Annotated in this window: 21 protein-coding genes and 1 pseudogene; 9 read left to right on the forward strand and 13 right to left on the reverse strand. The window is 55.5% G+C overall.

The features are described 5' to 3' along the window. Window positions 1-282: 282 nt before the first annotated feature. A complete protein-coding gene (locus MIM_RS22965; protein WP_025373849.1) occupies window positions 283-498 on the reverse strand; it encodes a hypothetical protein in 216 nt (71 codons plus the stop codon). Window positions 499-959: 461 nt separating this feature from the next. Here MIM_RS22965 and MIM_RS16405 point away from each other — a divergent pair, with 461 nt between their 5' ends. Beyond that, the gene (locus MIM_RS16405; protein ID WP_025373850.1) at window positions 960-1,295 is read left to right on the forward strand and encodes a DMT family transporter; all 336 of its coding nucleotides are present in this window, start codon (window positions 960-962) and stop codon (window positions 1,293-1,295) included. A 90-nt stretch (window positions 1,296-1,385) separates the two neighbouring features. Continuing rightward, window positions 1,386-2,579, forward strand: coding sequence for an MFS transporter (locus MIM_RS16410; RefSeq protein WP_025373851.1), 1,194 nt, complete (start codon window positions 1,386-1,388; stop codon window positions 2,577-2,579). Between the two features lie 34 nt (window positions 2,580-2,613). On the opposite strand, the gene MIM_RS16415 is transcribed toward MIM_RS16410, so the two are convergent. The 11 genes and pseudogenes from MIM_RS16415 to prpC all read right to left on the reverse strand — a co-directional run bounded on the left by MIM_RS16415 (window position 2,614) and on the right by prpC (window position 13,297). Next, entirely contained in the window at window positions 2,614-3,255 is a 642-nt protein-coding gene (locus MIM_RS16415; protein WP_025373852.1) for a DUF1109 domain-containing protein, read from the reverse strand. Continuing rightward, a complete protein-coding gene (locus tag MIM_RS16420; RefSeq protein ID WP_042070449.1) occupies window positions 3,252-3,851 on the reverse strand; it encodes a sigma-70 family RNA polymerase sigma factor in 600 nt (199 codons plus the stop codon). The genes MIM_RS16415 and MIM_RS16420 overlap by 4 nt, the downstream gene beginning before the upstream one ends. Continuing rightward, window positions 3,845-4,488 (reverse strand): annotated as a pseudogene (locus MIM_RS23695) (DUF1109 domain-containing protein). Before MIM_RS23695 ends, MIM_RS16420 begins: the two are co-directional and overlap by 7 nt. Window positions 4,489-4,501: 13 nt before the next feature. Further along, complete coding sequence (locus tag MIM_RS16430; RefSeq protein WP_025373854.1) at window positions 4,502-5,008, reverse strand: DoxX family protein; 507 nt, start codon at window positions 5,006-5,008, stop codon at window positions 4,502-4,504. Window positions 5,009-5,013: 5 nt separating this feature from the next. Next, a complete protein-coding gene (locus tag MIM_RS16435) occupies window positions 5,014-5,793 on the reverse strand; it encodes an HvfC/BufC N-terminal domain-containing protein (protein WP_025373855.1) in 780 nt (259 codons plus the stop codon). Beyond that, window positions 5,768-6,667 (reverse strand): MNIO family bufferin maturase, encoded by a 900-nt coding sequence (bufB, locus tag MIM_RS16440; RefSeq protein ID WP_042071638.1) that lies wholly within the window; start codon window positions 6,665-6,667, stop codon window positions 5,768-5,770. Before bufB ends, MIM_RS16435 begins: the two co-directional genes overlap by 26 nt. Before the next feature lie 69 nt (window positions 6,668-6,736). Next, on the reverse strand, window positions 6,737-7,048 hold the full coding sequence (locus MIM_RS16445) for a BufA1 family periplasmic bufferin-type metallophore (protein ID WP_025373857.1): 312 nt from the start codon (window positions 7,046-7,048) through the stop codon (window positions 6,737-6,739). A gap of 364 nt (window positions 7,049-7,412) precedes the next feature. Then, window positions 7,413-8,273 (reverse strand): isocitrate lyase/PEP mutase family protein, encoded by an 861-nt coding sequence (locus tag MIM_RS16450; RefSeq protein WP_025373858.1) that lies wholly within the window; start codon window positions 8,271-8,273, stop codon window positions 7,413-7,415. Window positions 8,274-8,325: 52 nt separating this feature from the next. Further along, window positions 8,326-9,516: a 2-methylaconitate cis-trans isomerase PrpF gene (gene prpF, locus MIM_RS16455; protein ID WP_025373859.1), complete on the reverse strand. Its 1,191-nt coding sequence runs from the start codon at window positions 9,514-9,516 to the stop codon at window positions 8,326-8,328. Between the two features lie 17 nt (window positions 9,517-9,533). Continuing rightward, a complete protein-coding gene (acnD, locus tag MIM_RS16460) occupies window positions 9,534-12,137 on the reverse strand; it encodes a Fe/S-dependent 2-methylisocitrate dehydratase AcnD (protein ID WP_025373860.1) in 2,604 nt (867 codons plus the stop codon). A 5-nt stretch (window positions 12,138-12,142) separates the two neighbouring features. Beyond that, window positions 12,143-13,297, reverse strand: coding sequence for a bifunctional 2-methylcitrate synthase/citrate synthase (gene prpC, locus MIM_RS16465; protein WP_025373861.1), 1,155 nt, complete (start codon window positions 13,295-13,297; stop codon window positions 12,143-12,145). Window positions 13,298-13,486: 189 nt separating this feature from the next. On the opposite strand from prpC, the gene MIM_RS16470 reads away from it, so the two are divergent. Continuing rightward, a complete protein-coding gene (locus MIM_RS16470) occupies window positions 13,487-14,944 on the forward strand; it encodes a short-chain fatty acyl-CoA regulator family protein (protein WP_025373862.1) in 1,458 nt (485 codons plus the stop codon). 56 nt (window positions 14,945-15,000) lie between these two features. Here the strand turns inward: MIM_RS16470 and MIM_RS16475 are convergent, their stop codons facing one another. Beyond that, window positions 15,001-15,819: a LysR family transcriptional regulator gene (locus MIM_RS16475; protein WP_042070452.1), complete on the reverse strand. Its 819-nt coding sequence runs from the start codon at window positions 15,817-15,819 to the stop codon at window positions 15,001-15,003. Between the two features lie 394 nt (window positions 15,820-16,213). On the opposite strand from MIM_RS16475, the gene MIM_RS16480 reads away from it, so the two are divergent. The 6 genes from MIM_RS16480 (at window position 16,214) to MIM_RS16505 (ending at window position 22,299) form a co-directional block, all read left to right on the forward strand. Continuing rightward, window positions 16,214-17,413: a CaiB/BaiF CoA transferase family protein gene (locus tag MIM_RS16480; RefSeq protein WP_025373863.1), complete on the forward strand. Its 1,200-nt coding sequence runs from the start codon at window positions 16,214-16,216 to the stop codon at window positions 17,411-17,413. 9 nt (window positions 17,414-17,422) lie between these two features. Then, window positions 17,423-18,628, forward strand: a complete 1,206-nt coding sequence (acdA, locus tag MIM_RS16485) for a 3-sulfinopropanoyl-CoA desulfinase (RefSeq protein ID WP_025373864.1) — start codon at window positions 17,423-17,425, stop codon at window positions 18,626-18,628. 35 nt (window positions 18,629-18,663) lie between these two features. Beyond that, on the forward strand, window positions 18,664-19,251 hold the full coding sequence (locus MIM_RS16490; protein WP_025373865.1) for a cysteine dioxygenase family protein: 588 nt from the start codon (window positions 18,664-18,666) through the stop codon (window positions 19,249-19,251). An 85-nt stretch (window positions 19,252-19,336) separates the two neighbouring features. After that, window positions 19,337-20,026, forward strand: a complete 690-nt coding sequence (locus tag MIM_RS22235) for a carboxymuconolactone decarboxylase family protein (RefSeq protein WP_025373866.1) — start codon at window positions 19,337-19,339, stop codon at window positions 20,024-20,026. A gap of 108 nt (window positions 20,027-20,134) precedes the next feature. Then, window positions 20,135-21,097 carry a Bug family tripartite tricarboxylate transporter substrate binding protein gene (locus MIM_RS16500; RefSeq protein ID WP_025373867.1) on the forward strand — a complete coding sequence of 321 codons (963 nt, stop codon included), beginning with the start codon at window positions 20,135-20,137 and terminating at the stop codon, window positions 21,095-21,097. 233 nt (window positions 21,098-21,330) lie between these two features. After that, entirely contained in the window at window positions 21,331-22,299 is a 969-nt protein-coding gene (locus MIM_RS16505) for a tripartite tricarboxylate transporter substrate binding protein (RefSeq protein WP_025373868.1), read from the forward strand. The last annotated feature ends 46 nt before the right edge of the window (window positions 22,300-22,345 follow it).

Consider the following 22,345-nt stretch of genomic DNA (forward strand, 5'->3'; position numbering starts at 1 on the left):
GTACGACCGGCACACATGAGTGACACCTGTCCAGTTTACATCCTTACCGGTCGCGCAGGTGCGCTATGCAACCGTAAGCATGAAGGCAGCAATCCATTTCGATTGGAATTTTTTGTTTTGTCAGTGGCTGGTACCGCAAAAATAACGCACGCTAAGCACATATTAGCGCACATCGGGATACGGCACACACTGCCCTATCCCGATCTATGTCATACGCAATAGTGCGTTATGGACCGATGACGCCTGCATCCGTCCGACGCTACTATTGCCCTGGCCTGTAATTTAAGGTTGTGCTGTTGGCGCAGGTGACGTTGGCATAGGCTGGGCGGTGGTCCCTGGTGCCGCAGTTGACCCGTCAGATGTCATGGGTGCCTGTGCACTGGCGTCCGTTGATGTAGAAGCCCCGGAATCATAGCCGTTGCCCGCGCAACCGGCCAACCCAACCACGCCAGCGAAAGTGGCAGCCAGAAACAGAGAGCGAGTCATACTTTTCGTCATAGATCCTTCCTTTTTTGAAGATAAGTTTGCAAAGATTGCACCGTCATTCTTCGCGCTTTCAACAGGGAGGTCATTACAGGGCATCTTAAAATAATTGCATTTGTAATCACATAGCAACGCGATTTTTTCTGCTTTTATTTTCTATCTGGATGATTCGCAACAAGAAAAGCGGACTGAGCACCCGCGACGGAGTGTCTTATTATTTAACGATTTGAGCACGAATATGCGTAACATTAAGCGTTCAGGCGCATCGCTTTGCTTTGCTTTGCTTTGCTTTACTTTGCTTTGCTTTGCTTTGCAAACAGGCATATTGCCCTGCAGACGCTCCGGCTTGCGGGAAATCCTGGATAATCCATTGAAGTTGCACAGGCAAAGAGAGGCTTTGCATAGACCGCAGCGATATCATTAGCCATTATTGCGAATCTATATAATGACCAAAACCACTTTTCCCCCGAGGACCTATGCTCAATATCTATCTTATTCTTGCCATTTCCATCTGCGCCGAAACGCTTGCCACCACGATGATGAAAGCCTCTCACGGCTTCACCCAATTAGGCCCGAGCATAGTGGTGGTGATCGGTTATGCCATTTCCTTTTATGGTTTGTCACAAGTCGTAAAAACAATGAATATTGGCATCGCCTATGCGATCTGGGGCGGCATGGGTATTTTTCTTGTATCGATCATGTCATTCCTGATTTACAAACAGCGACTTGATCTGCCGGCTATTGTCGGCATGCTGTTCATTGCACTTGGCATTGTAATTATTCAGCTGTTCTCCAAATCGGTCACGCATTGAGACTGCGCTCACCAGGACAGGCTCACGTGCCCCCGGGGACAGCGTTCATGTGCCTTGGCTATAATACCGGGTCATGCATGGAGCAACGATGTGACCGAGACCGATAAAAACGTAACACTACTCCGGATTCCCGGTGTTGCCGCACTCATGTGGGTGGTGGCGCTGGGTATTGGCAGCTTCAGTATTCTGCTGCCACTGTCGCCAGACTGGGCGATCCGGGGCGGCGCCAGCGAAGCCGCGGCGGGCAGTGTGACAGCCATTCTGATGGCCTTCACCATCCTGACCCAACTGTCTGTTAACCGGGCACTCAAGCGCTTCGGCTGGGGCCCGTTGCTGGCTACGGGCTTGCTGGCGCTTGGCGCCCCTGCTCTATTACAAGCGACCTCGTCTGCCCTGTCGGTCATTCTGCTCTCAAGCGCGATTCGTGGTATTGGTTTTGGTATCCTGACTGTAAGTGGCGCAACCGCTATTGCGCTGCTGGTGCCTGCTGCAAGGCGTGGTGCAGCCGTTGGCATCTATGGACTGGCGGTAGCGGGGCCGCAACTGGTACTGGTCTCATCGGCACCCATTCTTGAGCAACTGATGGGTAAACTGGTGGTCACGCTCATCGCCACCCTGCCGGTACTGGGTTTGTTCTGGACGCAAGCCCTTGGCCGTCTGCTGAATGAGCGCAGCACGCAGCAGCATACATCCGCCATGCACGCGAGCACGCATAGCAAATCCACCTTTGCCGTGATTTCGCCGGTTTTACTATCACTGGTGATTGTGACCAGCAGCGGCGGTGCCATCCTCACATTTGCCAGCCAGATTACCGCCGACGCCTCCTCTGCCACCATCGCCCTGCTGTGCCTGACCGGCTTTGCGACACCTACCCGCTGGGCATTAGGCTCAATGAGCGACCGTTATCCTGCCCGATACCTGATCTTCGGCCTTGCCCTGGCATGCTGTCTGGGCATGGCGGCGCTCGGTGCATCGGTGCACACAGCAAACACCAGTTGGGGTCTGACAGCGCTTTATCTTGGCAGCACCCTGCTGGGAATCTCCTACGGCGGCATGCAAAGTGCAACACTGGTATGCGCCTACCAGCTTGCCGGCAACAGCCGGTTGGCTCAGGTGTCTGTCCTGTGGAATGTAACGTTTGATTTAGGCACCGGAGTTGGCGCCATGTTAACGGGGATCATTGCTGCAAGTACAGGGTTTGCAGCGGCATTCGCATTTTTGAGCGTCGCCGCGGCGCTCAGTGCGATGATTATCCTGATAAGTCTTCGACCGGCGAAAGTATAGGGATTGCGCACCCCTCCATTCCTGCTGAGCGCGTTTACCAGCGCAGCAGCCGGGGGGCCAGCACCGCGCCGATGACAGCCGGAATCAGCATGCCAGCGATATACCAGACGGCCCAGAACGCCACCTCCATCTCCGGACAATGCAGACAGTAGACAATAGTTGCCGCCGAACCGGCCAGCAACCCGGCAGCCGCGCCGGCAACGCGCAGGCGGGTTGGCGCCATGTTCCGGAGCAGCCAGAAGTTGGCGATAAAGCCCGGAATAGACAGAAAAGCAATGTTAAACGGACAACTGCGCCAGGTAGCCCCCAGGACCATGCTCAGCCGTTCTGAGGCAGGCGCAAGCCCCAGCGTCAGCACCGCAGCCACGATCACAACAATCACAGGCAGCGCCATGACCGTCCAGCTTCGACCAACCGATACGCCTGGCCGCGCCAGACGCGCAACCACCATCAATGCACCCACGGCAATCACGGCCGGAAATGCCAGCCTGGCCCAAAATAGCGGCGTACCCAGCATGACCGAAAGGTCCGGGCGCAAGCCATAGCCGATCAATAGCAGAATGAGAGCGCCGCCTGTGCTTATCACCATCGCCTGCCAGTAGCGGCTGGACACCATCATTGGGTCTGCAGCCCCTCCACTATTGCTTAGTAGGCTAACCAGATCATCTGTTTTCATGTTGTACCTCGTATTTTGGCAGCCAGGGCCTTCAGGCCTCGGTGTATGCCAACCTTTACCGCCGATTCCGACAGCCCTGTCTCGCGCGCGGCCTCGGCTACGCTCAAGCCCTTTAGCTTGACATGCACAATAGGCAGGCGGTAGCGATCCGGCAATTGCGACAGCAGTTTATCCAGATCGCGGCACGCCTGGGCAGCCTCGTGATCGGACTCGGAAAAAAGTTCCTGCTGCTGGCTGTCCAGCGGTTCGTTCCATGCTTCATACCGATAGCGACCGCGCAGATAGTCGGCCATTTTGTATCGGGCAATGGCATAGGTCCATGCGGTTAGCGGCTGTGCAGGCAAATAGGTATGCCGGGCGTTGTGCACCGCAATGAGAATTTCCTGCACGATATCCTCAATCTCGTCCGGAATATGACTTAACCGCCTGCGCAGGAAGGCACGCAAATTCCCTCCCAGAGCCTGCAGAAAGGCGTGATAACATTGGGAATCGCCGTCAAGTCCGGCCAGAAACAATGCCCTGAGCCGGCTCTCGGTCTCCTGCGCTTTCGCAGTCCGGGCGGTGCGATCCACCCCTTGCGCGCCAGGCCCTACCATTTTATGCAGATCGGGCCGAATGCAGCGCCGATGCCGGTTGTGATAAATATTGCCGTAATCTGCAGCACACTCCAGGAGGGAACCGGCATATCCGGACAATACAGGGCATAGATGAGCACACCCTGCGCACCGGCCAGTAAACCTGCTGCAGCGCCGGACAGAGCAAGGCGAGTGGGAGCAAGTCCTTTCATGGCATGGATCATGGCAATAAAGGAAGGAACGGAAAGTAACATAGTATTGCCTATTGTCGTGCCCCACAAGTTCCTGCTGGAAACCAGTTTCAAGCGATATTCAGCAGGTGCAGCCATAATAAAAATATCACACCCAGCATCATCGTGAGCATGGGTAAGAGGGTCATCAGCCACGCCGAGGTAATCGCGACACCTGGCCGCACCAGACGCTCCGCCAGCGTGACGGCGACGGCAATCATTGCCAGCGGAAACGCCAAACGCAACCAAAACAGCGGCGTCAATATCTGTTCCGGCATATCGCTGCTGACACCGAACACCACTACAAGCAGAACCGCTCCACCAATCAGCCCCAGCAAATGTGCCCGGGCCAGACGCTTGCCAACTGCATCTGCCCGTACCGGCTTTAGGTTTAGCGCCAGTATTGCAATCAGATCTTCTGTTCTCATACTCGCTGCATCATCATCGGGACCGCAGCCTGCGGTCGCCCAGCAAATAATCAACGGACAGCCGCCCCGGTCCAAAGGCGGCAATGGCCAGCGCTATTGCCACCCAGGTCAGATGAACAGGCCAGCCCTCGGGCACGGTTATCTGAATGACGATTGTCATCAAGACAATCCCCAGGGCGGCAAGCCGGGTGCCCAGACCAAGGATCAGTAGCAACGGCAGGAAAACTTCGCCGCACGCAGCCAGAAAGGCCACCAGAGCAGGGGCCGGGAAGGCGTATGGGCCACCAGGCAGGTGCAGTCGAAATTCATCAGTAAACAGATAAATTACCGTCTCGTTCAATTGCAGGAAGTCGTCCCACTTGAGCAGGCCGGACTTCAAAAACGGCACGGCGATGGCAAGGCGCAACAGCATTTGCACCAGCCATGGTTGCGCGATCCACTCCACCCGCCTGATCACCCGGTCCAGCCGGTTAGACGGCCCCACCGTTAAAGTGGCAGATTCAGTTTGATATTCTGACATAGCCATCACATCTCCAGATTTATGCCGGTGAACACGCCCGCCGTGATCATTGCCGCCAGATTGCCCGACAGGTCAAACTCAGGAGCCTGTTCAAATGCCTTGCTTGCGGACACCCCCAGGGATAGGCCCTGTAGCAATGAGGATAAAAAGACAGCGCCGCCAGCGGGCAGACGTGACACAATAACCTCCTGCTCCGGGCGCGTAATGAGCGCATCCTCCGCTGCGCTCGACTTCATAGAAGACACGGGCCCCTCGCGCCTGTTCATGACAAAAATGGCGACCGCCGGATAAATCGAACGCACGATCCGCGCGGCAGGATGCGCGCAAAACCGCAAGTCTGCCAGTGCGGCCGGCGGCACGGCAGTCAGTGCCCTGGCAACCATTACCGGCCTGTCAGCCGCGTGATAGGCGTCAAGCCACGCACGCTCGATACGAGCCGTATCGGCCAGCCAGGGCATGTCCTGCGCGAACTCATAAGACTCAATAAAGTCGGGAAAACTGCGCCCGTACTCGAACAACAGGGGAGACTCAGGCGGCAGAGCACGTACATAAAAGCGCGCCATCGCACGGAAAAACGCCGTGCCGGTAATCCGCTGCACTGCAGGGTAGACCGCCGCCAGTGCGTCGATCAGACTCACAGTCACATTGTTTCGATAAACGTTGTATCGGCTCTGCACCCCCTTGCCTGCGCCAACCATCATGTCTTCTGGCACGGGAAAATCAGGCCTGAACAGGCCCGTGCTGAATGCTTCTGCATAGTCATATGCCATAACCCGCCTCTTCATACAGGGAATCGTTCGATGTAGCACATGCGAGCAGGCAATCGCGCACCTGCAGTCTGTGCGCTTCCAGAACAGGCCAGGCCGGTAAACGGCTGTCCCACTCGACCAATGTCGGCACAAGCCCCGTACTGGCAATGACCTGCTTATATAAATCCCATACCGCAGGCGCCACTTCAGCATCATGACTATCGATAAGCAATGGCTGCCCTTCATCATCCTCCTGCGCGCAATGGCCGGCCAGATGAATTTGCCCGACCCGATCTAACGGAAAATCAGCAAGATAGGTCTCTGCACTAAAGCCATGATTGATTGCAGATACATAGACATTATTGATATCCAGCAACAGACCGCAACCCGTGCGACGCGCAACCTCGCGCAGAAACCCGGTTTCGCTCATCTCGGATGACGCATATTGAATATAGGTGGCCGGGTTTTCAATCAGCAGTGATCGGCCTATCGCAACCTGGACCTGATCGATATGATCACAGACGGTGTGTAGCGTATCGGACGTGTAAGGCAAGGGCAACAAGTCGTTGTAAAACGTGTTGTCATAAGCTGACCAGGCCAGATGTTCGGATACCAATAGCGGCTCACAGCGGCGCACGAGATCGGCAAACCGGCGCAAATGGTTGGAATCCAGCACTTGCGGTCCGCCAATCGACATGCATACACCGTGAACGGACAGCGGATAATCCCGGCGGATGGCCGCCAGCGCCTGTTGCGGCGGCCCGCCCTCCCCCATATAGTTCTCCGCATGAACTTCAAAGAACGCATCCGTCAGCGTATCCTGCTGTATCGCCCGCAGATGTTCATGCTTGAAACTGACGCCGGCCAGCAGCCGTGTCGTCGCGCCGGCAGGAAGGGATCGACCGCTCATGCCGTCGAACGTGACTGCAGGGGAGTGCTCTGGAAAATCGTACACGGTCGTCCTCTCCGGCTGCCTGGATCAGGCCTTGACGGGCATTAAAGAACCGTGACCACCGCCAGGGACCTCAATTTTGCTGCACGTGCCGGCCTGAACGAATTTCCAGGCGTTGCCCTGAAAGTCCTGGGTGGATGTACCCTGGCAAGTCGTGCCAGGACCGGCGGCGCAGTCGTTTTGGCCCTTCAGCGCAACGCCGTAACATTTTTCTTTTTTCGCGGCAACAGCGGCATCGGCTTCCGCTTTGGTTAGCGGCGCGGCATGAACCGCAGAGGCGAGCATACCGGCAACGGCGCTGGCGAGCAAAGTGGAAGTAACCGTAAATTTAGCGGACATGAATTTCTCCTGAGGTTGAAGTAAGCTGCATCCCTAGCGGACACATTAGTTAGTTCGACCGCAACACGGATTTGGTTACACCGCAGGAAAAATTTTTTTTTGACTTGAATTGCGCTTGTGACTGCCGGCCTCAGCAGCCATGCCGATGACCAGGATGGCTGCTACACAATAAGGAGCCACAAGCGTGCTTATAAGAGCGCGCTTATAAATGAGCGATGAGGAAGGAATGCCCCAAAACCAGCCACCGGAACGGTGGCCGATATAGTAAGGGCGGCTCTTTAAAGCGGCTCTGAAGAACGTAAAACGACTCAGAACAACGACGGCTCAGAACAACGGCCGCTCAGGACATCGAGCCGGGGCTGATTCAGGAGTAGCGTTTTTCCAGCTCATCCCATTCAGGCTTGCTCACCAGACGCTGCCGCTCGGAAAAAGACGCCACCAGCCCGCTGGACTCCTGCACTTCCTTCTCATCGCGCAGCACCGTCAGGGTTTTCTGCATGCCGGCAACCGCGCCCTGCAGGGCTGCGTTGGCATACAACACGATGCCGAAACCCAGTTCGGCCAGTTGATCAGCATTGAAAATAGGCGTGCGGCCACCAATCACCATGTTCATCAGTTGCGGCTTGGCCAGTCGCTGGGGAAGCGCACGCACTTGCTCGGCTTCGGTGACGGCTTCCACAAACAGAATGTCGGCGCCGGCTTCGGCGAACTTCTGGGCGCGCTCGATGGCGGCTTCAAAACCATGAGTGGCCGCCGCATCGGTACGCGCCATAATCAGAAAGTCCGGATCCTGACGCGCATCGACCGCCGCCTTGATCTTGCTGACCGCTTCTTCAGTAGAGATCACTTCCTTACCGGAAAAATGACCACAACGCTTGGGCGCGACCTGATCTTCCAGCTGAATGCAGTCTGCGCCGGCACGCTCCAGTACCCTGACGGTATGACGAACGTTCAGCGCGTTGCCAAAGCCTGTGTCGGCATCAACGATCAGCGGTACATCTACGGCGTCGCGGATCCTTGCTGTGTGATCGGCGATTTCGTGTAAACCCATGAACCCCTGATCCGGCATGCCAAACCACATATTGGTCACGCCCGCACCCGTTACATAAATGGCCTGAAAGCCAAGATCGGCGATCACTTTGGCAGACAAGGCATTAAATGCGCCCGGAACAATAATGCCACGGCGCGCTTCGACGAGTGATCTGAGTTGCTTTCTTGTCGACATGCAGTAAATCCTTCTTTAACAATATTAAAAATTAATCAATTTTCTGGCGTTCTCAAAACGCATCGCCCGGGACGCGCACAAAGCCTTCCATCAGGACACGAGCGCTACGGCTCATCAGCGCCTTCTTCACGGCCCACTGGCCGGCCTCTTGAACCGCCTGCGCACCCACCCGCAACGTGCCGGAGGGATGACCGAAGGTCACAGACTCACGTTCTCCACCGCCCGCCGCGAGATTGACCAGCGTGCCAGGAATCGCCGCAGCCGTACCGATGGCCACGGCTGCGGTGCCCATCATCGCATGATGCAATTTACCCATGGAGAGCGCCCGCACAACCAGATCAATATTGTCGGCGGACACCTGCTTGCCGCTGGAGGCAGCGTAATCCGCAGGCTCACCCACAAAAGCCACTTTAGGCGTGTGCTGACGTCTTTCGGCTTCCTCAAGGTTGGCGATAAGGCCCATGCGCAGTGCGCCATATGCGCGAATGGTTTCAAACATAGCCAGCGTATCGGTGTTGCTGTTGATCGCGTCCTGCAACTCTGTGCCGGTAAAACCAATGTCACGCGCATTCACAAACACAGTTGGAATACCGGCGTTGATCATGGTTGCCTGCAACTTACCCACCCCGGGCACATCCAGCTCGTCTACCACATTGCCGGTTGGAAACATGGCACCGCCCGCGCCGTCTTCGTCTGCGGCCGGGTCCAGGAATTCGAGCTGCACTTCAGCTGCCGGGAAGGTCACGCCATCCAGTTCAAAATCGCCCGTCTCCTGTACTTCACCATTGGTGATGGGTACATGCGACACGATGGTTTTGCCGATATTGGCCTGCCAGATATTTACAGTGGCAACGCCGTTGGACGGGATACGATCGGCATCGATCAATCCATTGCTGATGGCAAACGGCCCTACGGCCGCAGAAAGGTTGCCGCAATTGCCGCTCCAGTCGATGAAGGGTTTATCGATAGACACCTGGCCAAACAAATAATCGACATCGTGACCGGCACGCTCGCTTTTGGACAGAATCACAATCTTACTGGTGCTTGAGGTCGCGCCGCCCATGCCGTCGGTTTGCTTGCCGTAAGGATCCGGGCTGCCGATCACGCGCAGCAGCAGTGCGTCGCGCGCGGCACCAGGCGTCTGTGCGGCGTCGGGCAGATCACTCAGCCGAAAAAAGACGCCTTTGCTGGTACCACCACGCATATAAGTGGCGGCGATTTTAATCTGAGGTGCATGTGTCATTGCGTTTTCCATAGGTGTCATTGTGCCTGGCTGGCGACGGGCGATTCAATGAAATCCTGCGCGAAGCGTTGCAGAACGCCGCCTGCGTCATAAATAGAGACTTCTTCGGCAGTATCCAGGCGGCAAGTGACCGGCACTTCCAGGCGTTCGCCATTTTTACGATGAATCACAAGTGTCAGTGTTGAACGCGGTTCGGGCTTGCCGAGCACATCGTAGGTTTCCGTGCCATCAATGTTCAGCGTCTGGCGATTAACGCCCGGCTTGAATTGCAGCGGCAATACGCCCATACCCACCAGATTGGTCCGGTGAATGCGCTCGAAGCCTTCCGCCACAATGGCTTCCACACCCGCAAGACGCACACCCTTGGCGGCCCAGTCGCGCGAAGAACCCTGGCCGTAGTCTGCCCCCGCCACGATAATCAGCGGCTGCTTGCGTTCCATATAGGTTTCGATGGCTTCCCACATGCGCACCACTTTACCTTCCGGCTCAATACGTGCCAGGGATCCTTGTTTGATCGCGCCGTTTTCCTGCACCATTTCATTGAGCAGCTTGGGGTTGGCGAACGTGGCCCGCTGCGCAGTCAGATGATCGCCGCGATGCGTCGCGTAAGAGTTAAAGTCCTCTTGCGGCAGCCCCATCTTGGCCAGATATTCCCCGGCAGCGCTGTTGGGCAGGATGGCGTTAGATGGCGACAAATGGTCTGTGGTAATGTTGTCACCCAGCACCGCCAGCGGGCGCATGCCCTTAAGCGTACGCTCGCCTGCCAGCGCGCCTTCCCAGTATGGCGGACAACGGATGTACGTGCTTTGCGGGCGCCATTCGTACAAAGGACTGACCGATTCGCCATCACCAACGCTGATCGCAAACATGGGTTCGTACACGCTGCGAAAGTGGTCGGGCTTGACGCTGCTGGCGACGATGGCGTCAATTTCCTCGTCGCTTGGCCAGATATCCTTAAGCGTCACCGGCTGACCATTCTGGTCGGTGCCCAGCACGTCTTTCTCAATGTCAAAGCGGATGGTGCCGGCTATGGCATACGCCACGACCAGGGGTGGCGAAGCCAGGAATGCCTGCTTGGCATAGGGGTGGATACGTCCGTCGAAATTACGATTGCCAGACAGAACCGCAGTCGCATACAAATCGCGATCGATAATTTCCTGCTGTATCACTGGATCCAGCGCGCCGCTCATGCCATTACAGGTGGTACAGGCAAAGGCCACAATACCAAAACCGAGCTTCTCCAGCTCAGGCAATAAATTGGCCTCTTCCAGATATAACTGGACCGCCTTGGATCCCGGTGCCAGCGATGATTTGACCCATGGCTTGCGAATCAGGCCGCGCGCATTGGCGTTGCGCGCCAGCAGCCCGGCCGCAATCACGTTGCGCGGGTTGCTCGTGTTGGTGCAACTGGTGATGGCGGCAATAATGACCGCCCCATCGGGCATCAGCCCGGGTTCGTTTTCAACCACACCTGAAATACCGCGGCTGGCAAGCTCCGAAGTAGGTACGCGACGATGGGGATTGGACGGGCCGGCCAGATTGCGCACTACCGATGACAAATCAAAAGTGAGCACGCGCTCGTATTGCGCGGTTTTCAGGCTGTCGGCCCACAGGCCCGCCTGTTTGGCATAGGTCTCCACCAACCTGACCTGTTCATCATCACGCCCGGTCAGCTTCAGATAATCGATCGTTTGCTGGTCAATGTAGAACATCGCTGCGGTAGCGCCATATTCGGGCGTCATATTTGAAATCGTGGCACGATCGCCCAGCGTCAGGCGCGACGCGCCTTCGCCATAGAATTCCAGATATGACGAGACCACTTTCTGGTCTCGCAAAAACTCAGTCAGGGCCAGCACCAGATCGGTAGCCGTTATGCCTGGCTGCAATTGCCCGGTGAGTTCGACACCGATAATATCCGGCAAACGCATCCAGGATGCACGACCCAGCATCACGCTTTCGGCCTCCAGCCCGCCGACGCCAATGGCAATGACGCCTAGCGCATCGACGTGTGGCGTATGGCTGTCGGTGCCCACCAGCGTATCCGGAAAAGCAATCCCATCACGATTTTGAATCACCGGCGACATCCGCTCCAGATTGATCTGGTGCATGATGCCGTTGCCCGGCGGAATCACATCGACATTCTTGAACGCCTTCTTGGTCCAGTTGATAAAATGAAAACGGTCATCATTGCGGCGATCTTCAACGGCGCGATTCTTGGCAAAGGCGTCTTTGTCAAAACCGGCATATTCAACGGCCAGCGAATGGTCCACGATCAACTGCGTGGGTACCACCGGGTTGATCTGCGCAGGATCGCCCCCTTGTTTGGCAATCGCCTCGCGCAATCCGGCCAAATCGACCAGCGCAGTCTGACCCAGGATATCGTGACACACCACGCGCGCAGGAAACCATGGGAAATCCAGATCACGCTTGCGCTCAATCAGCTGTTTGAGCGAGTCTGTCAGCGTCGCCGGATCGCAGCGGCGCACCAGGTTTTCTGCAAAGACGCGCGAGGTATACGGCAAGGCATCGTAGGCATTGGGCGCAATGGCATCCACTGCAGCACGTGCGTCGAAATAATCCAGCCCGGTGCCGGGCAGTGGCTTGCGGTTTTCAGTATTCATAGGAATCAGCGTTGCTCCAGCGGAACAAATGTTTGGTCTTCCGGACCATTATAGTTGGCCGTCGGACGAATAATCTTATTGTCGATACGTTGTTCGATAATGTGCGCTGCCCAGCCTGCGGTACGCGCAATCACAAACAGCGGCGTGAACATGGCGGTAGGCACGCCCATCATGTGATAGGACACGGCCGAGAACCAATCCAGATTCGGGAACATTTTCTTGATGTCCCACATGACGCTTTCCAGGCGCTCAGCAATGTCGAACATTTTCATGTTCTGCTGCGTTGCCGACAGCTTGCGCGCCACTTCCTTGATGACCTTGTTGCGCGGATCGGAAATCGTGTACACAGGATGGCCAAAGCCAATGACGACCTCTTTATTTTCCACGCGACGGCGGATATCGGCTTCGGCATCGTCGGGGGTTTCATAGCGCTTTTGTACTTCAAAAGCCACTTCGTTGGCGCCACCGTGCTTGGGGCCGCGCAGCGCGCCAATTCCACCCGTGATGGCCGAATACATATCCGAACCTGTTCCGGCAATCACGCGGCAGGTAAATGTGGAGGCATTGAACTCATGCTCCGCGTACAGATTCAGCGAGGTGTGCATGGCCTGTACCCATTCCTCGGAAGGGGTCTCACCATGCAGCAGATGCAGAAAATGCCCGCCGATACTGTCATCGCTGGTTTCAACATCAATACACTTGCCATTATGACTATAGTGATACCAATACAGCAGGGCCGACCCCAGACTGGCCATCAGGCGGTCTGCAATATCGCGTGCATCGGGCAGATTATGATCGTCTTTTTCAGGCAGCACGCAACCCAGCACCGATACGGCAGTGCGCATCACATCCATGGGATGACTGGAAGCCGGCAAGGCCTGTAGCGCATCCTGCAACTGAACCGGCAGCCCGCGCAGGCGGCGCAGCTTCAGTTTATAGGAGGCCAGTTCGGCCTTATTGGGCAGTTTGCCGTGAATGAGCAGGTGAGCCACCTCTTCGAATTCACAGGCCTGGGCCAGATCCAGAATATCGTAACCGCGATAATGCAGATCGTTACCGCTGCGACCCACGGTACACAGCGCGGTATTGCCGGCAACCACGCCAGATAACGCCACTGATTTCTTTGGTTTAAAGCCCTTTGTGTCGGGTGCTTGTGTCATGGTATTGCTCCTCTTCACTACAATGCAAATAATACGCAACAGTCAGGATTCGCAGTTTACGCAAAATCACCAGCAATTGCATCAATAAGAAGGCGAATATTGGTAAACTTCATCTTATCGTTTTGCGAATTTTGCAAATTTTGTGATTTTTCCGCCTTTAGTTTTCCAGCATTCAATGAAATGGCCACCATGCGAAAAATATTTATGGGTGTACGGTTACGTCGCTTGCGCGAGGAGCGCAAATTAACGCAGATCGGGCTGGCGCGCATGCTGGGCCTGTCAGCCAGCTATCTGAATCAGATCGAACAGAACCAGCGCCCCTTGACCATGCCGGTTCTGTTGCGCTTGAGCGAAGTGTTCAATATGGACGTCAACACGTTTTCAGACGACGAACAAACCCGCATGGTGGCCGCGCTGCATGAAGTGGCAGCCACCCTGCCGGCATCGGCGATTGGCGGACACGAAGCGGCGCGAATATCACATGCGGAATTACGCGAGATCGCAACGAATATGCCCGCTGTGGGTCGGGTCCTGATTGATCTGCATCGCCGCCACCGTGAGGCGGCAGACCGGCTGGAAGCCATGGCAGAAAAAATGACCTATACAGATTCCACTGACCCCGCCGACGCGCTACAGCTACAGACACAACCCTACGAGGAAGCGCGCGATTTTTTCTTCACGCATCACAATCATTTTGCACAGCTTGATGCGCACGCAGAGCAGTGCCACACCGACTGGGGGCTTGCGGACATGACCCCGCCCGGCCTGGCTGAACGGCTGGAGCAGCGTTTACGTGAGCAGCACAACGTCGTGGTAGATATCCTGGCCGCAGAAAAGGGCCTGCAGCGCAAGTACGACCCCGCGCTGCGTCGGCTGAGCCTGCCACCCCACATCACGCCCGGACAGCGGGCCTTTCAAATGGGAACACAACTGGCCTTTCTTGAACTGGACAACATGCTGGCGCGTATGGTGGACGTGCCGCGCTTTTCCAGTCAGGCAGTACGCAAATTGGTACGTCTGGGTCTGGCCAATTATTTTGCGGCTGCGCTGATCCTGCCCTACAGGCAGTTCCTGACCGCTGCCGAACAATTGCAATATGACATTGACCTGTTAGGACACCGCTTTGGCGTCAGTTTCGAAACGATCTGCCACCGCCTGAGCACCATGCAGCGCCCGGAGGCAACAGGCGTACCGTTTTTCTTCATTCGGGTCGATCGCGCGGGCAACATCTCAAAGCGGCAGTCTGCGGCCCACTTTCATTTCTCTCGTGTCGGTGGCGCCTGTCCTTTATGGAACGTCTACGAAGCCTTTTCCAGTCCCGGCCGAATCCTCCGGCAACTGGCGCGCATGCCGGATGGCCGCGTTTACCTGTGGATTGCCCGTACGGTATGTCATCAGACTGGCGGATTCGGACAGCCGACAAAGGATTTCGCGGTAGCGCTAGGCTGCGATGTCGCTCATGCCCATCGGCTTGTTTATGCAAAAGGACTGGATTTCGGCAATCCGGATATCCCCACACCCATCGGCATGGGCTGCCGGGTATGCGAGCGGCCTCAATGCGCCCAACGCGCATTCCCCTATATTGGCCGCGAACTGGATGTGAATGAAAACGTCAGCAGCGTATCTCCGTACCCCATGAATAACTAGCGCGCCAGGACGGCCGATCAGGAGAGATACCCGGTCATTCAAAACGCGCTGCACCTTTACGAGCGTTTACGAGCGGCAGATGTCTGTCCGGCGCGGTAGCGTTGCGCCTCGTGCCAGAAAGCCTGGGCGACCGGAGACAAACGACTCTCATCCAGACACGCTAAGCCGATGTGCCTTGAAGCACCGGGTGAAATCGGACGAAAAACAACCCCGTTATATTCATCGGGTAAGGCGAGTTTTGCCAGAATGGACACACCTTTTCCACTTGCAACCAATTCCAGTATCGACATTAATTGGAGCAGCTCATAATTGACGCGTGGCCTGAGTCCATGTTTCGCAAATAGCTTGCTCACCAGGGCCTGTGAGCCTGCCCGGGTCAAAATAAAAGGATCCGCCGTCATCTCAGCCAGCGCAACCGTTTCCCGTTCTGCCAGCGGATGACCGGACGGCAGCACCGCGACCAGCTCATCAACAGCGAGCGTTACCGAATCAAAATCGGGTTTGGGCAGTGTGACCGCTGCCAGTTCCAGGCGCCGTTCGATCAGGTCACGCGCGGTTTGCTCGTCGGGCTTTTCGGTAACCATCATTTCCACACCCGGGTAACGAACCTTAAAGCGATCCAGCAGCACAGGCAGCACTCTGATCGTCGCACTTGCACCGAACGAGCCCAGATTCAGCAAGCCTGTCTTTAACTGCGCGCCGGACAATGCAGTCGCCTGTACAAGCTGCAAGGCGGCAAATACATCTCGCACATGCGGAAGGATCTGTTGTCCGGTGTAAGTCAATGTAATACCAGCGGAGTGGCGATCAAGCAATTCGGTCCCCAGCGCCAGCTCCAGCGAGCGCAAGGCGTGACTCGTGGCGGATGGCGACATACCAAGCTTGGCCCCCGCCCCGCTACGCCATTTGAAGAGACAAGCGCTAAAAAAAGCTCTAATTGCCGAAGCGTCGGTGTCGCGGTGCCAGGTGGTCTGCTCATTACTATTTCTTTCAGTTTTTCAAGATGAGCGATCCATTCTAGAGACAAGGGCGCACGATAGCAAGCAGATGGAGTGCGCAATAGCGGCTTTCCGGGCGCATCAAGCATGATCGTTCAATTGAATTTTATTTCAATTGAGAGTGATCAATCTGAATCTTAAACTCAACGATATCAATTTATATCGTTGTAAAAAGGACAGTCATGAAAGCTATTGATTATCACAACACGATCAGGCGCCTGATGAACGCGAATGCCTGTCGGAAAAACAATCTGCACGGTGGACCTGTGGCATGAGCGCAGATCAGTTAACAGCGCTGGCCGGGATAAAAGTGCTGGACTTGTCGCGTATTCTGGCAGGTCCCACTGCGGCGCAACTGCTCGGCGACCTGGGCGCCGATGTTGTCAAAGTGGAAAAACCCCTTGAGGGAGACGACACCCGCAAATGGGGTCCACCCTACGTCGCCGACCGAAGCGGGGAGAAAACCGACGAAAGCGCATACTACCTCTGCGCGAACCGCAACAAGCGCTCTATCGCGATTGACATCACATCCGCATCCGGCCAGAAACGGGTGCATCAACTCATGGCGCATACAGACGTCCTTATTGAGAACTACAAGGTCGGCGGTCTTTCCAAATACGGCTTGGCGTACGATCAGATTAAAGACCGCTATCCTGATCTTATCTATTGCTCGGTAACGGGGTTCGGACAAACAGGTCCCTATGCCGCAAGACCGGGTTATGATTTTCTCATTCAGGGCATGGGCGGCATTATGAGCCTGACCGGCGAACCTCAAGGCACACCCATGAAAGTCGGCGTTGGAATTGCAGATGTCATGACCGGGATGTACGCGGCGGTGGGCATTCTGGCTGCGCTCAGACACCGGGAACAAACCGGCCAGGGACAACACATCGATATTGCTTTGCTGGACACGCAAATAGCCTGGCTGGTCAATGGCGGCACAAACTATTTAACCGACAGAAAGCGACCCGAAAGGCTGGGCAACGGGCACCCAAACATCGTGCCTTATCAGGTGTTCTCCACTGCCGATGCACCAATGATCCTGGCTGTCGGCAACGATGCCCAGTTTCGTCGCTTTTGCCAAGTGGCTGGCGAAGCGAGCCTGGCATCAGACGAGCGTTACGCAACCAATATCATGCGCGTACGACATCGCATAGAACTGTGCCGGCTTGTCGACAACGCGCTACGGAAACGCACTCGCTCGCATTGGTTACAGACACTTGAGGCAGCCAATGTGCCTTGCGGGCCGGTCAATAGCCTTGAAGAGGTATTTGCAGATCCGCAAGTAATCGCACGTGGCGCGCAATTGACTATGCCTTGCGAATGGGCGGCGGGAGGACAAATCAGTCTGCTGGCGAACCCGCTAAAGATGTCTGCAACACCGCCGACCTACAACCGTCCACCACCGAGGCTCAATGAACACGAAGCCGAGGTTCTGGCTGACTGGCTTAAAACTTGTAAAACAACCTAGGAGAACGCTATGTATGAACTGACCCCCGAACAACGCACACTTCAGACGCAAGCACGAGAGCTGGCGCAATCTGTTTTCGCCTCCACGGCTGTTCAAACGGACCTGACCGAACAATATCCCTGGGATAATGTCGCGCAACTGCGTGACGCCGGCTTCATGGGCATGATGCTGCCCACGTCTGTTGGTGGTCGCGGCTTGTCCACGCTGGACACCGTCATCGTCATTGAAGAAATGGCTAAAGCTTGCGCCACTATGGGACGAATAACAGTGGACTCAAATCTGGGCGCAATCGGAGCCATTACAAAATATGGCTCCGAGGAACAAATCAAACTTGCGGCTGACCTTGTTCTTGCAGGTGATAAGCCGGCGATCTGTATATCAGAGCCCAATGCCGGCAGCGCAGCCAGCGAAATGACGACACGCGCTGATAAAAATGGCGATCACTATATTCTCAACGGAGAGAAATACTGGATCACCGGTGGTGGCGTGTCAAAGCTGCACCTGATTTTTGCACGCGTATTCGATGATGGCGTCGAACAGGGTATTGGCGCGTTCATCACCGTGCTGGACGACCATGGCCCTGAGGGACTCAAGGTAGGTCGCAGGCTATATGCCATGGGCGTGCGCGGCATCCCCGAAACCCATCTCGAGTTTCATGATCTGAAGATTCACAAATCTATGATGATCACTTTCCCCGATGGACTCAAGCGCGGCTTTGCAGCGCTGATGAGCGCATACAACGCGCAACGCGTTGGTGCGGGTGCAGTGGCACTGGGTATTGCACAATGCGCCTTCGAAGAGGGCGTAGCCTATCTTAAGCGCCGAGAGCAGTTTGGCCGCCCCCTGGCGGAATTTCAAGGGCTGCAATGGATGGTCGCAGACATGTCAGTCCAGCTGGAAGCGGCACGCCTGATGCTGCGATCGGCCGCCGTCAGCGGCGAGACATTCCCCGATATAAACAAGGCAGCACAAGCGAAGATCTTCGCGGCGGAAACCGCCAATAAGGTGACTAACGATGCACTACAGTTCTTCGGATCGTCTGGATATGGTCGACACAACCCAATGGAACGGCATGTCCGGGATGCCCGGATGTTTACCATCGCAGGAGGAACCGCGCAAATCCTGCGCACGCAAGTGGCTTCCAAAATACTGGACATGAAACTGCCGCAGACGCGCGATGGCTATCTTAAAGCAGCACAAAACAGCAAGCGCTGACCAATCAAAAAAAAACGACACCAAAGGAGCATATTATGACGACAACCGTCGCATCCCCCCGTTTTCAGCAATTCATCGAATCCTTCACGCAACTTATCGAGCAATCTTCGAACAATGAAGCGCAGATCCTTGAGTCCGGGCGATCGCTCTTAGGGGACCTGGTGGCCAATGACGTCTGGCTCCCTGAGCAATTTGCACAGCCCCATCCTCAATACTATCAACAGTATCTGCTGCACGCCGATCCTCTGGACCGCTATAGTGTCGTCAGTTTTGTCTGGGGACCAGGTCAAAAAACACCCATTCATAACCATACCGTTTGGGCATTAATCGGCATGATGCGCGGCTCAGAACGCTCAGAACTGTTTGCGGTCCCCAAGCCTGACGAGCCCATGCAATTGGTGAATACAGACACGCTCTCACCGGGCGACATCGACATGGTATCGCCGCGTCTGGGCGACATCCATCGCGTATCCAACGTTTTTGACGATCGTGTCTCTATCAGCATTCACGTCTATGGCGGCAATATCGGCCGAATTTCGCGACACGTTTATGATGCACTCACCGGGAGGACAAAGACCTTTATTTCCGGCTACAGCAACGAACCTGAAGCGCCCGCCGCCTGAGACCGTTCCTATTGCTACATTCCACCAAAGGCAGCGCTCCATCATTGCCGTCGCAATACTGAAAGCAATCTAAACAAAGCTGAACATGACTACCAACACCATTGAACTTACTGCGCTCTGTACGTCCTTTCCTTCAAATCTGGTCGACCATGCACCTGAGCTATTCACTGTTTTTAAAGACTACGCCGAAGTCGTCAGGGAATCTGCCGAAGACGCCTTATCGCCCCGTCTTTATGCGCTGGTGCGCCTGGCGGCGGCCACCGCGATTCCCAGCCCTGCGCTGGCCAGACATGCATTGGCGCTTGCCAGGACGCGCGCCTCTGAAGTGGACATTGCCGGCGCCGTTAACGCAGCCTGTCACTTGCGCAGCGGCGCGGCCATTGCTTACGGTCGGCTGGTATTCAAACTCATGGAAGATAGTGGATCCGCTCCGCCGGAAACGGGCGCTCGCTCACAGATCGCGCTTGATCGGGAGTACATGACAAAACTACGAAAAGCCAGCCCCAGACCCTTTGACGCCATGGCGCGACTCACCACAGCCCGGCAAAAAAACAATGTTCTTGCAGAACTCGATTACGAATTAATCGCCATCGCAGTCGCTACCGTCACCCAGTGCGTCTATTGCCTTGAGATGCACGGCAATAAAGCCAGGAAACTGGGGGCGAGTGATCAGCAGATCGCAGATGCCGTCCATATCGCAATCTGCGCCAGATATGAAGCGACGCTTTGCGAATGGTCGGACGTATCTCCGGATGCCAATCAGTCGTTTAAATGAATGAACCGGCGATGCCCGCAGATTCCTGACGTGCAATGTAACGGTGCAGGAACCGGCGCACCCGGCAAGACAGGTCAACATTATTTTTATAATAAACAGGAGTCAACAATGTATCTGCAAAAACGTGCAGCAGCGGCGGGTTTATTTGCCCTGATCATGGGAAACGCGCTTCCCGCCATGGCCGAATGGCCAGACAAGCCTATCACACTGGTCACCCCCTATACACCCGGCGGAAACGCTGACATCCTCGCTCGGCTCATTGCACAGCCACTGAGCAAGCGACTTGGCAAACCCGTCATCGTAGAAAACAGGCCCGGCGCTGGCGGAATGATCGGTGCGCAATATGCCGCAAGAGCTAAGCCTGATGGATACACCCTATTACTTGGCAGCGTGGCCAATGTGCTGTATGAATATTTCTACAAGAACGTCCCCATGGATTTTGGTGCCGACCTGCTACCGGTATCACACATTGCCAGCTTCCCGAATTTCGTCGTTGTGTCGCCAAACGCGGGGATTGACAGCATTGAAGAGGCCGTGCAGCACGCCAAATCGAGCTCGACTGGCATCAGTTGCGGCAACCCGGGCATTGGCACCACTCCGTATCTGACCTGTGAAATCCTTAAAAACCGGCTGGGTATCGCGCTCACTAACGTGCCATATAAGGGAAGCCTCCCCGCCATCACGGATGTCATCGGCGGACAGATTACCCTGGCCGTTGCAAGCGAAGCGCTGCCATATATGAAAGACGGCAGACTAAAACCGCTGGCGGTCAGTTCCCGATTGCCTACGCCTTTGGCACCCGAGGTGCCTCCTCTTTCCCATACAATTGAAGGAGTGGATGTGGTCGCCTGGTTCGGCGTTTTTGCGCCGCGCAACACCCCTCAAGCCATTATTGAACGCATCAGTTCAGACATAGCCGCATCCCTTAAATCCGCAGACATGCGCGCAAAGCTGGCCGGATTAGGTGCAACCCCGGTAGGCAGCACGCCCGCAGCGTTCGACAATTATTACAAAGCCGAGGCAACGCGCTGGAGGGAGGAAATCGCCGCCATGGGAATCAAGCCGCGATAATTTTCCCCCGCTACGCTTCCCTATTGCGTCCGTTATCGGGAAGCGAATAGCTATCACCATCGTCATTCACGCACTTTATCGATGGATAGGTTCATACAGCCCGTTGCGTCATAAATTCCGGCACGCAGAACCACATTCACCGCCATTATGTGTTTGAAATGATTGCCTTTATAATTGCCGTTTACCCGCATCGACAGGCAAGCATTGCCTGCACCAATAACCAGAGGCAACGAATGAAAAACATGCTCAGTCCAATAAAACTTATAAACATCGCGCTCCTGGCGATCGCACCTTGCCTTGCCCATGCTGCCAGTAATTATCCAGACAAACCCATTAGCATCGTGGTTCCCTATGCCGCAGGCGGCTCGACCGACCTGATTGGGCGCGCGCTGGGTGAAAGTATGGGTCGATATTTGAAACAGACCATTGTTATCGAAAACAAACCGGGCGCAGCAGGGTCCATGGGCGCCCAGGAAATGGTCCGCACACGACCCGATGGCTACAAGCTGACACTGGCGCCTCATGGTATTTTCAGGCAACCCTACTTGCAGAAAACCCGCTATGACCCGATCAAGGATCTGACTTATATCGCATCATTTTCAACCTATGATTTTGCCCTGGTGGTGGATGCAAAATCACAATTGAAAACCGTCAATGAATTTGTGGATTATGCCAAGCAGCATCCCGACCAGATCAGTGTAGGCACACCCGGGCGCTTTACCGGCAACCAGATGGTGATGGTCGAGCTGAGCAATGCCACGGGCGCCAAACTCACGCATGTTCCATACAAGGGTGATGCCGAAGCGATCACGGCACTGCTGGGAGGTCATATCCAGGCTGCCATCACCACCAACAGCATTCTGCCCTATATGGAAGCGGGGACCGTTCGTGTCCTGGCGGTCGCTTCCGAGAAAAGGCTGGCAGCATTTGATGGCGTACCCACATTTACAGAAGCTGGCTATCCAGTCGTGATCCCCTCGCCACTCGGGCTCGCAGGGCCCAAAGGCCTGCCGCCTGAGATCGTGGAAAAACTGGATGACGCCGTTCATGCCGCTGTTCAGGACCCGGTATTTTTGAAAGCCATCGGCGCTTATGGCATTCAGACCTACTATATGAATCACAAGCAGTATAGCGAGTTTGCGGTGAAGACGTTCGCGGAAGAAAAAGACATCGTGGGCAAAATGAACGAAGAGAATAAGTGAATATCGTAAAGTAGATATGCCATCGCCGATTTATATCCAGTATGGC

It is taken from the genome of Advenella mimigardefordensis DPN7 (assembly GCF_000521505.1).
GTDB classification, from domain to species: Bacteria; Pseudomonadota; Gammaproteobacteria; order Burkholderiales; family Burkholderiaceae_B; genus Advenella; species Advenella mimigardefordensis.

Bases quoted from the DNA above. Each gene is read 5' to 3' on its own strand.
- MIM_RS22965 (WP_025373849.1), bottom strand. From the start codon at position 498: ATGACGAAAAGTATGACTCGCTCTCTGTTTCTGGCTGCCACTTTCGCT.
- MIM_RS16405 (WP_025373850.1), top strand. From the start codon at position 960: ATGCTCAATATCTATCTTATTCTTGCCATTTCCATCTGCGCCGAAACG.
- MIM_RS16415 (WP_025373852.1), bottom strand. From the start codon at position 3,255: ATGAAAACAGATGATCTGGTTAGCCTACTAAGCAATAGTGGAGGGGCT.
- MIM_RS16420 (WP_042070449.1), bottom strand. From the start codon at position 3,851: ATGGTAGGGCCTGGCGCGCAAGGGGTGGATCGCACCGCCCGGACTGCG.
- MIM_RS16430 (WP_025373854.1), bottom strand. From the start codon at position 5,008: ATGTCAGAATATCAAACTGAATCTGCCACTTTAACGGTGGGGCCGTCT.
- MIM_RS16435 (WP_025373855.1), bottom strand. From the start codon at position 5,793: ATGAAGAGGCGGGTTATGGCATATGACTATGCAGAAGCATTCAGCACG.
- bufB (WP_042071638.1), bottom strand. From the start codon at position 6,667: ATGAGCGGTCGATCCCTTCCTGCCGGCGCGACGACACGGCTGCTGGCC.
- MIM_RS16445 (WP_025373857.1), bottom strand. From the start codon at position 7,048: ATGTCCGCTAAATTTACGGTTACTTCCACTTTGCTCGCCAGCGCCGTT.
- MIM_RS16450 (WP_025373858.1), bottom strand. From the start codon at position 8,273: ATGTCGACAAGAAAGCAACTCAGATCACTCGTCGAAGCGCGCCGTGGC.
- prpF (WP_025373859.1), bottom strand. From the start codon at position 9,516: ATGACACATGCACCTCAGATTAAAATCGCCGCCACTTATATGCGTGGT.
- acnD (WP_025373860.1), bottom strand. From the start codon at position 12,137: ATGAATACTGAAAACCGCAAGCCACTGCCCGGCACCGGGCTGGATTAT.
- prpC (WP_025373861.1), bottom strand. From the start codon at position 13,297: ATGACACAAGCACCCGACACAAAGGGCTTTAAACCAAAGAAATCAGTG.
- MIM_RS16470 (WP_025373862.1), top strand. From the start codon at position 13,487: ATGCGAAAAATATTTATGGGTGTACGGTTACGTCGCTTGCGCGAGGAG.
- MIM_RS16475 (WP_042070452.1), bottom strand. From the start codon at position 15,819: ATGTCGCCATCCGCCACGAGTCACGCCTTGCGCTCGCTGGAGCTGGCG.
- MIM_RS16480 (WP_025373863.1), top strand. From the start codon at position 16,214: ATGAGCGCAGATCAGTTAACAGCGCTGGCCGGGATAAAAGTGCTGGAC.
- acdA (WP_025373864.1), top strand. From the start codon at position 17,423: ATGTATGAACTGACCCCCGAACAACGCACACTTCAGACGCAAGCACGA.
- MIM_RS16490 (WP_025373865.1), top strand. From the start codon at position 18,664: ATGACGACAACCGTCGCATCCCCCCGTTTTCAGCAATTCATCGAATCC.
- MIM_RS22235 (WP_025373866.1), top strand. From the start codon at position 19,337: ATGACTACCAACACCATTGAACTTACTGCGCTCTGTACGTCCTTTCCT.
- MIM_RS16500 (WP_025373867.1), top strand. From the start codon at position 20,135: ATGTATCTGCAAAAACGTGCAGCAGCGGCGGGTTTATTTGCCCTGATC.
- MIM_RS16505 (WP_025373868.1), top strand. From the start codon at position 21,331: ATGAAAAACATGCTCAGTCCAATAAAACTTATAAACATCGCGCTCCTG.